Source organism: Streptomyces filamentosus, assembly GCF_014654895.1.
GTDB classification, from domain to species: domain Bacteria; phylum Actinomycetota; class Actinomycetes; order Streptomycetales; family Streptomycetaceae; genus Streptomyces; species Streptomyces filamentosus.
The window spans coordinates 547,644-560,530 of the sequence record NZ_BNBE01000004.1 but is presented as its reverse complement, the minus strand read 5'-3'; the positions used below and the strand labels follow the sequence as shown (position 1 = coordinate 560,530).

Sequence of the window (12,887 nt, the reverse complement as noted above, 5' to 3'; positions counted from 1 at the left end):
GACTGTCCGGCCGGACCGGACCGGTTCCCGTAACGTGACGCACGCCACAGCTGCCCCCCGGTGGCCGCTCCGGCGCGGCCACCGGGGGTACTTGTCCCCGGGGCGCACGTCACGGAGGATCTTCCTCGATCGACCGGGGCGGGGACACGAGGGGAAGGCCGGGGCGGGATGACGACGCTGATCAAGGGGGGCAACGGCTTCGTGCCGTCGGTGCCGCTGCGGATCGCCGTGCGCGGCCGGGGCGTGGACGCCATGGCGCTCCTCCTCACCGGGCAGGGCCTCGTGCGGGGCGACGCCGACGTGGTCTTCCACGGCCGGACCGCGCACCCGTCCGGCGCCGTCCGGCTGACCCGGGACCGGGCGGGCACCGAGTGGCTGGAGGTCGCCCTCCCGGCGGTCGAGGAGGGCGTCGCCCGCGTCCTCGTCGTCGGCTCCGCCGAGCACGGCGCCCTGCGCGACGCGACCGGGCTCTCCGTGGAGGCGTACGCCCCCGACGGCACCTCCGTCGCCCACTACGAGGTGACGGACGCGGCGGGGGAGACCGCGATGGTCCTCGCCGAGCTCTACCGGAGGGCCGGCGGCTGGAAGTTCCGTGCGGTCGGGCAGGGCTGGGCCAGCGGCCTGGAGGGCCTGGCCACCGACCACGGCGTCCACGTCGCGGGCGCCCCGGCCCCCGCCGCTCCCGCCGCCGCGCCCCAGGCCCCCGCCCCGGCTCCCGGGCCCTCGGCCCCGGCCTTCGCGCCGCCGCCCCCGGCTCCCGGACCCGCCGCGCCCGTACCGGGCTTCGCCCCGCCGCCCGCGCCCGCCGCGCCCGTCGCCTTCGCACCGCCCGGGGCCGTCCCCGTACCCGCCCCCGTCCCGGCTCCCGTACCGCAGCAGTATCCGGCGGGGCCGGGCTACGGTCCGCCGCAGCCCGGACACGGAGCCCAAGCCCCCGCCCGCGTCGCTCCGCTGACGCCGAGTCAGAGCGACGCGTGGACGTACGGGCCGGTGTTCCCGCCGTACACGGAGACCGGCCGCGACAACGACGTGATCACGGTGGAAGGGCTGCCGCCGGGGCCCGTCGTCGTCCAGTTGGAGGTCCCGGACGCCGGGTACACGGGCCTGTGGGTCCTCGACCGGCTCAACAAGAAGAAGGACAACCTGGTCAACAGCACCGAGGACCGCTACTTCGGCCGGGTGCTCGCCACCGTCCCCGCCGGCGGCACGCTGCGGCTCCGGCTGGAGGCCGAGGGGCAGTGGCGGATGGAGGTCTCGCCGCTCGCCTCCGCGCGGCGGCTCACCGAGGAGGAGGCGGACTTCCGGGGCCCCGACGTGCTGCTGCACACCGGCGGCGTCGCCGACCTCGCGATCCGCTACCGGGGCGACGACAACCTCATCGTCCACGTCTACGAACTGGCCGGGCACGAGGACTCCGCCACCCTCCCGCGCAGGAAGAACGTGGTCAACGAGATCGGCAAGCGGCGCGAGACGGTGCCGCTGACCGAAGGCCCGCTCGTCGTCGAGTTCGAGATGGCGGACGGCCCGTGGCGCGCCCGCCTCAAGCGCGTCCAGCCGCACAGCGGCCCCGCGAACCCCTGGCAGGGACAGGGCCCGTCCCCGGCCGAGCGCAGGGGGTGGTTCCCCCGTCGCTGACGGAGCATCAGGAAGACTGCCCGCCGGGCGAGTTCAGAAGGCGGGACCGACCGGTGGCGGCCCGCCGAAGACCTCCTCGCGGGCGGCGGTCAGCGCGAGGTCGAGCGCCCCGGCGAGGACCGGGTTCCCCGTCACCGACGACAGCCGGATCCGGGCCCGCGAATGGGACAGCACCCGCAACTCCCGCTCGACCAGCGCCCGCAGCGGCTCGCCGCCCGCCGCGCAGAGCCGGCCCGCCAGGACGACAAGGCCGGGGTCGACCACGGTCACGATGGACGCGAGACCGGTGGCGAGCCGGGCCGCCACCAGTCCGAGCCCCGCCCGGGCCGCCGCACCCCCGTCCCGCTCCCCGTTCCCGTCGCCGTCCTCCGTCTCCCCGGCCCGGCGCACCGCCTCGGCGACCGCCTCCGCGAAGTCCGCGCCCGGCACGCCGTGCGCGCGCAGCACCTCCCGTACGGCGTCCCCGCCCGCCAGCTCCTGGTAGCCGTGCCGCCCGTAGCGGTCCCCGGCCTCCCGGGCGGTCGGCGCGCCCGGGAGCGGCAGATAGCCCACCTCGCCCGCGCCGCCGAAGTGCCCCCGGTGCAGCCGCCCGCCGATGACCAGGGCCGCGCCCAGCCCCTCGTCCGCCCACAGCAGGACGAAGTCCGGGCAGTCGGCCGCCGCGTGCGCCCGCTCGGCGACGGCCGCGAGGTTCACGTCGTTCTCGATCCGCACGGGCAGCCCGAGGGCCTCGCCGAGCGTCCGCTCCACGTCGGGGAAGAGCCAGGCCGCCATGTCCTCCTCGCTGGCGTACGCGAGCCGCCCGGTCGTCGGGTCCACCGCGCCCTGCACCCCGACGACGACCCGCCTCGGCGGCGCCGGCACCGGAACCCGCGCGAGCGCCGCGCGCAGCCCCTCCACCAGCGCCTCCCGCCCCGCCCCCGCGGGCGCCGGCACCTCGGTCCCGCCGAGCACCGTCCCGGTGATGTCGGCGGCCCGCACCGCGATCCACTCCGGCGTCACGTCCACGGCGACGACGTACCCGGCCGCCGGATTGACCCGGTACGTCTCCGGCACCCGCCCCGGCATCCCGGTCCGCAGCCCGTTCCCGACCACCAGACCGGCTCCTTCGAGCCGGGCCAGCACCTGGGAGGCGGTGGGCTTGGACAGCCCCGTCAGCCGGCTGATCTCGGGCCGGGTGAGCGGCCCCCGCCGGAGCAGCAGATGGAGCGCGGCCCGGTCGTTCACCGCCCGCACGAGTCCCGGCGTCCCCCGGACGAGCTCGGTCACTTGCCCTCCGCACGCGGGTCGGCCTCGGTTCGAACGCACAGCCTACAGCGCGTTTCCGGGGGTACGGAGGGGGCGGGGCGGGGGCGGGGACGTGGCCCGTTCGGAGGACGGCGGCGAGCGGTGCGTGTCCCAGGGCGGAACGTTCCGTTGTGAGGGTGTGACCTCACCTCGACGCATCTCCTCGGTCCTCGCCGTCGCCGCCGCGTTCTCCTGCCTCGGCGGCGCCGCCACACAGGCCGTCGCCGCCCCCGCCGGTCCGCTCGGCCCGCCGATCAGCCCGATCGCCGAACTGGACGACCTCGCCACCACCGGCATGACGGAGGAGGCCAGGGCCGACTACCCCGGCTTCCGCGAGCAGCTCGGCGGACTGAGCCGGGTCAGCGAACTCCACCAGCTGCACCAGCTCACCGACCAGGCGGCGCCGGTGCTCGGCCTGCTCCCCGCCGTCTCCACCTGAGCCGTCTCCACCTGGGCCGCGCCCGCCCGGGCCGCCCCGCCCGGCGTCCCGTACGGCTCCGGCGTCCCCTGTGCCCCCCCCGGCGCCCGGACGGTCGCAGCACGACCGTCCGGGCGCCGGTCCGCGTCCGCGGGAGGGCGGGGTCAGCGCAGGTCGAAGCGGTCCAGCTCCATCACCTTCGACCAGGCGGCGACGAAGTCACGGACGAACTTCCCGTCCGCGTCCTTCGACGCGTACACCTCCGCCAGGGCCCGCAGCTGGGAGTGGGAACCGAAGACGAGGTCGACGGCGGTGCCCGTCCACTTCCGCTCCCCGGTGGCCCGGTCCCGGCCCTCGTACACGTTCTCGTCCTTCTCCGAGACCTTCCACTCCGTCCCCATGTCGAGCAGGTTGACGAAGAAGTCGGTGGTCAGCGTGCCCGGACGGTCGGTGAACACGCCGTGGCGCACCCCGCCGTGCCCGGTGTCGAGCGCCCGCATGCCGCCGATCAGCGCCGTCATCTCCGGCGCCGTCAGGGTGAGCATGCTCGCCCGGTCGAGCAGCAGCGTCTCCGGCGACAGCTTCTCGCCGGGGCGCAGGTAGTTGCGGAAGCCGTCGGCGCGCGGTTCGAGGACCGAGAAGGACTCCACGTCCGTCTGCTCCTGGACGGCGTCCGTCCGGCCGGGGGTGAACGGCACGGTCACCTCGTGCCCGGCGTCCCGGGCGGCCCGCTCGACCGCCGCGCAGCCGCCCAGGACGATCAGGTCGGCGAGCGAGACGCGGACGCCGTCGCTCCGGCCGGCGGCGAACTCCTCCCGGATGCCGTCCAGGACCCGGATCGTCTCCGTCACGTCGGGCAGGTCGTTGACCGCCCAGTCCTTCTGCGGGGCGAGCCTGATCCGCGCGCCGTTGGCGCCGCCCCGCTTGTCGGTGCCGCGGAAGCTCGCCGCCGACGCCCAGGCGGTGGTGACCAGTTGGGGCACGGTCCGCCCCGAGGAGAGGATCCGCTCCTTGAGGGCGGCGATGTCCTCGTCCCCGATCAGGTCGTGGTCGACCGGCGGCACCGGGTCCTGCCACAGCTGCGGCTCCGGCACCCACGGGCCGAGGTAGCGCGACAGGGGGCCCATGTCGCGGTGGAGCAGCTTGTACCAGGCGCGGGCGTAGGCGTCCGCGAGCAGGTCGGGGTTCTCGTGGTAGCGGCGGGAGATCGGCTCGTACACCGGGTCCGTCCGCAGCGCCAGGTCGGTCGTCAGCATCATCGGGGCGTGCCGCTTCGACGGGTCGTGCGCGTCGGGGACGGTGTCCTGGGCCGCCGGGTCGACCGGCTTCCACTGCCGGGCGCCGGCGGGGCTGGTGGTCAGCTCCCACTCGTACCGGAAGAGGTTGTCGAGGAAGCCGTTGTCCCACCTGGTGGGGTGGTCGGTCCAGGCGCCCTCCAGGCCGCTGGTGAGCGCGTCGCCGCCGGTGCCGGTGCCGGACGCGTTCTTCCAGCCGAGGCCCTGCTGCTCGATCGGGGCGGCCTCCGGCTCCGGGCCGATGTACTGCGGGTCCACGGCCCCGTGGCACTTGCCGAAGGTGTGTCCGCCGACGATGAGGGCGACGGTCTCCTCGTCGTTCATCGCCATGCGGCGGAAGGTCTCGCGGATGTCGCGGGCGGCGGCCAGCGGGTCCGGGTTGCCGTTGGGGCCCTCGGGGTTGACGTAGATGAGGCCCATCTGGACCGCGCCGAGCGGGCCCTTCAGCTCGCGGTCGCCGCTGTAGCGCTCGTCGCCGAGCCAGGTGTCCTCCGGCCCCCAGAAGATCTCCTCCGGCTCCCAGATGTCCTCGCGGCCGAATCCGAATCCGAAGGTCTTGAATCCCATGGATTCCATCGCGCAGTTCCCCGCGAAAACCAGAAGGTCGGCCCAGGAGATCTTCTGACCGTACTTCTGCTTGACCGGCCACAGGAGCCGGCGCGCCTTGTCGAGGCTCGCGTTGTCCGGCCAGCTGTTCAGCGGCGCGAATCGCTGGGCGCCGCTTCCGCCGCCGCCCCGGCCGTCGGCGATCCGATAGGTGCCCGCCGCGTGCCAGCTCATCCGGATGAAGAGCGGGCCGTAGTGGCCGTAGTCCGCGGGCCACCATTCCTGCGAATCCGTCATCAGCGCGACGACGTCCCTCTTCAGCTCCTCGACGTCGAGGCCCGAGAACTCCTTCGCGTAGTCGAAGCCCCGGTCCAGCGGGTCGGACTGGGGGTCGTTCCGATGGAGTACCCGCAGGTCCAGCTGTTCGGGCCACCAGTCCCGGTTGGACCGGGGACGGGTCTGCGCGGGGCTGGGGGAGGGAATTGCGGGGTTCTCGCTCTCACTGCCGGTCACGTACGGCCTTCTTCCTGTCTGGGTGTTCTTCGCGCGTGGTCTTTCTCGGCCTTTCCGGCCGCCGGCGGGGATTTCCGCGACGGCGTCCGTATGGTCGCGCACCGGGGTCGCCCGGACCACGCGAACACGCAGGACCGGGCCGCGCGGAATTCACCGGAAAGGCCGCCGTCCGGCGGACGGCGTTCCTGTTGAACGGCCGGAAAGGCGTCCCTACGCTGGGAAAGTCCGTGGTCCGGGAAGGCGAGAGGACGAGGAGGCCCCGTGGCCGTCGTCGCCGTGCACCGCGCCGTCCTCGGCGGCGGCCGCCCGACGCTGCCGTACGCGGAGGCCGGGCGCCCCGGCGACCGTCCCCCGCTGGTCCTCGTCCACGGCTACGCCGACTCCTGGTGGACCTTCGAACCGGTGCTGCGGGCCCTGCCGTCCGCGCTGCACGCCTACGCGCCCACCCAGCGCGGACACGGCGACGCGGACAAGCCCGCGGAGGGCTACCTCCCCGAGGACTTCGCCGACGACCTCGTCGCCCTCCTCGACCACCTCGGCGTCGAACGGGCCGTCCTCGTCGGCGGGTCGAGCGGCGGCGTCCAGGCCCGGATCGTCGCCGGCCGGCGACCCGACCGGATCGCCGGGCTCGTCCTGCTGGGCGTCCCGGCGCTGCTCGCCGACAAGCCCGGCGTCACCGGCTTCCGGGAGGCCGTCCGGGCGCTGGAGGACCCCGTGGACCGGGACTTCGCGGACGGGTTCGTCCGGGGGCTCGGCGTGGCGGGGGTGGCACCCGGCTTCCTGGAGACGATGGTCGGCGAGAGCCTGAAGGTCCCGGCCCGGGTGTGGCGCGAGACGCTGCGCGGCCTCCTGGAGACCGACCTCGCCGCCACGCTCACCGGGATCCTCGTCCCCACCCTCGTCGTCTGGGGCGACCGCGACCCCCTCCTCACCCGTTCGGACCAGCAGGTGATCCTCGACGCGATCCCCGACTCCCGGTTCCTCGTCCACGAGGGCGCCGGGCACGTCGTGTACTGGGAGGACCCGGAGCGGGTCGCGCGCGAACTCGTCGCCTTCACCGCCGCGCTGCGCGGCTGACCGGGGCCCGCCGGCGGCCGCCGGGGCGGCCCGGGGCCGGAAAATCCGTGGACCGCCCCGGCCGCGCTGCGCCACACTCCGTCACCTTACGTGTCCACGAGACGACGGAAGGTCATGATGGAACCCTCAGGACAACGCGGCGGCGGACCGGGCCGGAGCCCCGTCCGCCTCGCGATCCGCCACTACGGAGGGGAGCTGCTGCGGCTCCGGCGGATCGCGGTGCCCGCCCTGCTGCTCCCCGCCCTCGGCAACATCGGCATCAACTACCTCGCCCCGCTCGTCGTCGCCAAGCTCGTCGGCAAGGTCGCCGACGGAGGGGCCGTCACCTTCGACGCGCTCCTGCCCTACGCCCTGGTCTTCGCCGCCGTCCTGCTGCTCGGCGAGGCGCTGTGGCGGGCCGGCTTCCACTGCCTCAACCGGGTCGACGCGCGCGGCATCGAGCACCTCTACGCCACCGGCATGGACGAACTCCTCGCCAAGGACGCGGCGTTCTTCCACGACAACTTCGCCGGCTCCCTCACCAAGCGGGTCATCAGCTTCGCCTCCCGCTTCGAGGACTTCGTCGACACCCTGACCTTCCAGGTCATGGGCAGCTTCGTCCCCCTGCTGTTCGCCTCGGTCGTCCTCTGGCAGTACGACCCGCTGCTCGTCGCCGGCCTGCTCGTGATGATCGCCGTCACCGCCGTGTGCGTGCTGCCGCTCGTCCGCCGCCGCCAGCGCATCGTCGCCGAACGGGAGGAGGCCATCGCCCGGGTGTCGGGGCACGTCGCCGACGTGCTGACCAACATGGACTCCGTCCGCTCCTTCGCCGCCGAGGAGCGGGAGGCCGCCGAACACCGGTCCCGCGCCGCCGAGTCGCGCCGGATCACCCTGCGCTCCTGGGACTACGGCAACCTGCGCATCGACACCCTGGTCGCACCGCTCTCCGTCCTCACCAACGTGCTCGGGCTGGTGCTCGCGCTGATGCTCGGGGCGGGGGAGCGGGGCGTCGAGGCGATCATCGTGGCGTTCACCTACTACGCCAACGCCACCCGCATCATGTTCGAGTTCAACCAGATCTACCGGCGGCTGGAGAGCTCCATGACGGAGGCCGCCCAGTTCACCGAACTCCTCCTCGACCCGCCGCGGGTGGTCGACCCGTCCGACCCCGAGCCCCTGCGGAGCCGGTCCGGGGCGGTCCGCTTCGAAGGGGTGCACTTCGCCCACCGGGGAGCGAAGCCGCTCTTCGAAGGGCTCGACCTGGACATCCCGGCCGGCACGAAGGTCGGGTTCGTCGGCCGCTCCGGCGGCGGCAAGACCACCCTCACCCGGCTGCTGCTGCGGATGACCGACGTCGACGCCGGGCGGATCCTGATCGCGGGTCAGGACATCAGCCGCATGCGCCAGGCCGACCTGCGCGGGCTCATCGCGTCGGTGCCGCAGGACCCCGCCATGTTCCACCGCAGCCTGCGGGAGAACATCGCCTTCGCCCGGCCCGGCGCCACCGAGGCCGAGGTCCGGCGGGCCGCCGAGGCCGCACACGTCACGGAGTTCGCCGACGCGCTGCCCGAGGGCTTCGACACCCTCGTCGGGGAGCGCGGCGTGAAGCTGTCCGGCGGACAGCGGCAGCGGGTCGCGCTCGCCCGGGCCATCCTGCGCGACGCACCGGTCCTCCTCCTCGACGAGGCGACCAGCGCCCTCGACTCCGAGAGCGAACTCCTCGTCCAGGACGCGCTGTGGCGGCTCATGGAGGGCCGCACCGCGCTCGTCGTCGCCCACCGGCTCAGCACCGTCGCCGGCATGGACCGGCTGGTGGTCCTCGACCGGGGCCGGATCGCCGAACAGGGCAGCCACCGCGAACTGCTCGCCGCGGAGGGGGCGTACGCCAAGCTGTGGCGGCACCAGTCGGGCGGCTTCCTCGACGGCGGGGCGCCGCGGGACCGGACCGCGGGCCCGGAGCCCACGCTGTCCCGCTGACCGAGCCGTCCCGGGGCGGCCCCCTCGCCCCGACCAGGGGGTTTCCGCAGCCCCCTGGCTCCGGGGCTGCGGGCGGTGCGGGTGCGGACACGCTGCGCTTCTGCCAGCCTGGAGCCAGCGTGCCCGGCACAACGCCTTGACGGAAACCGTCCGTCCCACCGCCCCGGCGGTGGGACGGCGTACGACGGAAGGAGGCGGCCATGCTCATCGGCCACGCCTTCGAGGAGGGCGTCCTTCACCTGTCGCTCCCGGGCGACCTCGCTCTCACCAGCCGATCCGCCGCCGATCTGGAGGCCCAGGCCCTGGCCCTCGCGCACCGGCCCCGGCTCGTCCGGGTCCAGCTCTCCACCGCCGACCCCTCGCCCGCCTCCCTGAGCGTGCTCTCCCGGGTCCGCCGCTTCTGCGAGAACGTCCGGATACCCCTGACCGTCGTCGGCCCGGCCCCGGCTCCGGTCGCGGTGGCGGCGGCGCCCCACCAGGAGTGAGGGGGAAGGAAGTGCCCGGTCGGAGGCCTCCCGGCCGTTTACGACGCGCCGTCCCGGGCAAGGCGCCGCCCATGGAACCTTTCGGCGGCACCGAGGTGGACGTCCGGCCGGTCATCGGCGGCGCACCGGCCCGGCAGGCACGCACAGTGGGCGTGGAAGAAGAGCTGTTGCTCGTCAGCGAACGGACCGGCGAGCCCCTTGCGCTCGCCCCGGCCGTCCTCGCCGCCGCGGCGGCCGAGCCGGTCGGGGAGGGCCGAGCGCTGGAGAAGGAGCTCCACCAGGAGATGGTGGAGTTCGCGACCCAGCCGCACGGCACCATGGACGCGGTCCGCGAGGAGCTGGTCCGCCGGCGGGCCGAGGTCGCCCGCCACGCCCGGGGCGCGGGCGCCCTGGTCGCGGCGCTGGCCACCTCGCCGCTGCCGGTCCAGCCCTCGCGGAACCTCGGGCGCCGCTACCGCTGGATGGCGGAGCAGTTCGCCCTCACCACCGAGGAGCAGCTCACCTGCGGCTGCCACGTCCACGTCGCCGTCGCCTCGGACGAGGAGGGCGTCGGCGTCCTCGACCGGATCCGCAGCTGGCTCGCCCCGATCAACGCGATCAGCGGCAACTCCCCCTTCTGGCAGGGCCACGACAGCGGTTACAGCAGCTACCGCAGCCGGGTCTGGAACCGCTGGCCCTCCGCCGGGGCGTACGAGCCCTTCGGCAGCGCGGCCGCCTACCACGCGTGCGTGCGCGACATGGTCGCGACGGGCGTCCTGCGCGACCCCGGGATGGTCTACTTCGACGCCCGGCTCTCCGCCGCCAATCCGACCGTGGAGGTCCGCGTCGCCGACGTCTGCCTGGAGGCGGACACCACCGTGCTCGTCGCCGCCCTCGTCCGCGGCCTCGTGGAGACCGCCGCCCGCGCCTGGCAGGAAGGGGAGCCGGTCCCCGCACCGCCCGCGGCCCTGCTGCGCCTCGCCTCCTGGCGGGCCGCCCGCTCCGGGCTCGACGGCCCCCTCCTGGACCCCCGCACCCTGCGGGAGGCCCCCACCGACGTGGTCCTCGGCGCCCTCGTCGACCACACCGAGGAGGCGCTGCGGGACGCCGGGGACCTCGCCCTGGTCCGGCGCGGCCTGACGGACCTCCTGGCGAAGGGCGGCGGCGCGCGACGCCAGCGCGACCTGTACGAGGAGGAGCACGACCTGGGAGCGGTGGTCCGGGCCTGCGCCCGCATCACGGCCGGGAGCGACTGAGTCCGGCCGCACCGGGGGACCTCGTGCTCCGGCAGCCGGGCCGCTCCATCGGTATGACCTTCTGGGACTTTTGTCCCTGTAAGTGGTGCACATCTCGCTGGGACCATCGTCGGGGGAAGCCCACGGGGGAACCACGAGGAGGTCCTGTCGATGACCGGCACCACCACGCCGTACGGGGCGGGTGCCGCACCGGCACCGGGGAGCGGCCACGCCGCCTCCCCCCGGCTGATCGGGCTGGTCCTGGCCCTGGTCGCCGCCCTGTACGTCGTCGCACCCGCCATGAACACGGCGGTCGCGCCGCTCGTCCACACCGACCTCGGCGTGACCGCCCGGGGCAACGCCGTCGCCCAGATCACTGGCGCCTGCCTGGCCATCGGCGTCCTCGTGGCCACCGGCCGCGCCGGCGACCTCAAAGGCCGCCGGACCGTGCTCACCGCCTCGCTCGGGACGCTCTGCCTCGCCTCCCTGGTGCTCGCCGCCTCCCCGCACCCCGCCGTCTACGTGCTCGGCCGGATCGCCGTGGCCGCGGCCCTCGCCGCCGTCTTCGTCTCCTGCCTCGCCTTCATGACCACCGTCTCCCTGCCCGGCCGGATCCGCCGGATCATGGGCGGCTGGCTCGCCGCGATGTCCGCGGGCTTCGTCCTGGCCGTCAACCTCGCCCCGCACGCCGCCGCCCTCACCGGCTGGCGCCCCACCGCCGCCCTCATGGCGGCCGCGGCCGGCGCCGCCCTGCTGCTCGTCCGCCGGCTGCTCCCCGAGGCCGGTCCGCTCGCCCCGCGGGAACTGCCCGACCGGGTCCGCACGCTCTGCCAGGCCGGATGCGCGGTCGCCCTGGCCGCCGCCCTCCAGCTCGCCCCGCTGTGGGGCTGGCAGGACCTCCGGGTCGGCGCCCTGCTCACCGCGGCCGTCCTCGCCGGCGCCGCCGCCCGCTTCCGCGCCCTGCGCCACACCGAGCGCAGCCGGGCCCGGGCCGTCCCCGGCGCCGTCCGGACCGGGGCGCTCGTCGCGGGCCTCGTCCTCGGCTTCACCCAGGTCGTCCTCACGATGGCGGTGCCCGCCCTCGTCACCGACGTCGGCCTCCCGGCGCGGGCAGCCGCGTTCGTGCTGTCCGCCTTCGGCGCCGGCGGCGCCGCCGCCTGCCTGCTGCTCCGGCACCGGCCGGTGCCCCCGCTGGCCGGCGCCTCCCTCGGACTGCCGCTCGCCGCCCTCGGCCTCGCCCTGCTGCACGCCCTCGTCGACCACGCCTCGCACGCCCTGGCCGGCGGCTTCGCCGTCGTCACCCTCGTCGGCTTCGGCACCATGCTGGCCGCCGCCCCGCAGATGGCCCGCTACCTCGCCGCCGTCCCCCGGCACCACCTCGGCGTGCACGCGGCCCTGCTGCCGGCGGCGATCCTCGTCGGCACCGCCGCCGCCCAGGCCCTGCCCTACACCTCCGCCCTCGGCCCCCTGCCGCTCCCCGGCGAGGCCCGCGAGCTGCTGTGGGTCGGCACGATCGTGGTCGCGGCCGCCGCGCTCGCCCTCGGCCGGCCGGTCGTCGCCCTGGTCGTGGCCGTCACCTCGGTCCTCCAGTACGTGATGGTCGACGCCGACACCAGCCGGCCCATGAGCGTGGTCGTCGCCCTCTGCGTGGGGGCCGTCGCCGGAGCCGTCGCCTGGTCGCGCCGCGAGCAGTCCGAACGGCTGAACCGTACCCGGGAGACCGCGGCCGCCCTCCAGCGCGCCGTGCTCCACCCGATCCCGGACCGCCTCGGCGGCCTCCGCCTCGCGGGCCTGTACCGGCCCGCGACCGCGGGCACCGCTATCGGCGGCGACTTCCTCGAAGCCCTCGACACCCCCTACGGCACCCGCGTCCTCATCGGCGACGTGCGGGGCAAGGGCCTCCAGGCCGTCCAGACCGTCACCGACCTCCTGGGCTGCTTCCGCAGCCGGGCCCACGAGACCGAGGACCTCGGCGAGGTCGCCGCCTGCCTGGACCGGCAGGTCCGGCGGGCCGCCGCCGCCCGCGGCGACGAGGAGCTCTTCGCCACCGCCCTGCTGCTCCAGCACTCCGGCCGGGACCTCCAGGCGGTGAACTGCGGCCACCTCGCCCCGCTGGAGGTCGGTCCGGACCGGGCCCGCGAGCTGCCCGTCCCCGCCGTGCTCCCGCTCGGCTTCGGGCTGCTGGACGCGGCCGGAACCGTACGCCCCCACCGGGTCGCCCTCGCCCCCGGCTCCACCCTGCTCACCCACACCGACGGCCTCAGCGAGGCGCGGAACTCCACCGGCGAGTTCTACCCCCTCGCCCAGCGGCTCTCCGCCGCCGGCCCCGGGACCCCCGACGGCCTAGTCCGGCACCTCGACGACGACGTCCGCGACTGGACCCACCACCTCGCCGACGACATCGCCGTCATCGCCCTCGGCCCGCACTGAGCGACCGGACGCCGCCCGCCGGGATGCGGGG

9 protein-coding genes are annotated in these 12,887 nt (G+C 75.3%); 7 read left to right on the top strand and 2 right to left on the bottom strand.

All coding sequences use genetic code 11. From position 1 onward, the window contains the following. Positions 1-168 precede the first annotated feature (168 nt). Positions 169-1,635 carry a TerD family protein gene (locus tag IE326_RS41780; RefSeq protein WP_190044610.1) on the top strand — a complete coding sequence of 489 codons (1,467 nt, stop codon included), beginning with the start codon at positions 169-171 and terminating at the stop codon, positions 1,633-1,635. 33 nt (positions 1,636-1,668) lie between these two features. On the opposite strand, the gene IE326_RS36300 is transcribed toward IE326_RS41780, so the two are convergent. Continuing rightward, positions 1,669-2,904, bottom strand: a complete 1,236-nt coding sequence (locus IE326_RS36300; RefSeq protein ID WP_150234010.1) for an ROK family transcriptional regulator — start codon at positions 2,902-2,904, stop codon at positions 1,669-1,671. Positions 2,905-3,061: 157 nt separating this feature from the next. Between IE326_RS36300 and IE326_RS36295 the strand changes: the two genes are divergently transcribed. Continuing rightward, positions 3,062-3,361: a hypothetical protein gene (locus IE326_RS36295; RefSeq protein WP_150234008.1), complete on the top strand. Its 300-nt coding sequence runs from the start codon at positions 3,062-3,064 to the stop codon at positions 3,359-3,361. A 143-nt stretch (positions 3,362-3,504) separates the two neighbouring features. Here IE326_RS36295 and katG read toward each other — a convergent pair whose 3' ends face one another. After that, positions 3,505-5,694, bottom strand: a complete 2,190-nt coding sequence (gene katG, locus IE326_RS36290; protein WP_190044609.1) for a catalase/peroxidase HPI — start codon at positions 5,692-5,694, stop codon at positions 3,505-3,507. Between the two features lie 261 nt (positions 5,695-5,955). Here katG and IE326_RS36285 point away from each other — a divergent pair, with 261 nt between their 5' ends. The 5 genes from IE326_RS36285 (at position 5,956) to IE326_RS36265 (ending at position 12,856) form a co-directional block, all read left to right on the top strand. Beyond that, complete coding sequence (locus IE326_RS36285) at positions 5,956-6,771, top strand: alpha/beta fold hydrolase (RefSeq protein ID WP_150234006.1); 816 nt, start codon at positions 5,956-5,958, stop codon at positions 6,769-6,771. A gap of 117 nt (positions 6,772-6,888) precedes the next feature. Then, positions 6,889-8,727 (top strand): ABC transporter ATP-binding protein, encoded by a 1,839-nt coding sequence (locus IE326_RS36280; protein WP_190045029.1) that lies wholly within the window; start codon positions 6,889-6,891, stop codon positions 8,725-8,727. 200 nt (positions 8,728-8,927) lie between these two features. After that, positions 8,928-9,212 carry a hypothetical protein gene (locus IE326_RS36275; protein ID WP_190044608.1) on the top strand — a complete coding sequence of 95 codons (285 nt, stop codon included), beginning with the start codon at positions 8,928-8,930 and terminating at the stop codon, positions 9,210-9,212. A 71-nt stretch (positions 9,213-9,283) separates the two neighbouring features. Then, the gene (locus IE326_RS36270; RefSeq protein ID WP_190044607.1) at positions 9,284-10,447 is read left to right on the top strand and encodes a glutamate--cysteine ligase; all 1,164 of its coding nucleotides are present in this window, start codon (positions 9,284-9,286) and stop codon (positions 10,445-10,447) included. Positions 10,448-10,597: 150 nt separating this feature from the next. Continuing rightward, positions 10,598-12,856: a SpoIIE family protein phosphatase gene (locus tag IE326_RS36265; RefSeq protein WP_190044606.1), complete on the top strand. Its 2,259-nt coding sequence runs from the start codon at positions 10,598-10,600 to the stop codon at positions 12,854-12,856. The last annotated feature ends 31 nt before the right edge of the window (positions 12,857-12,887 follow it).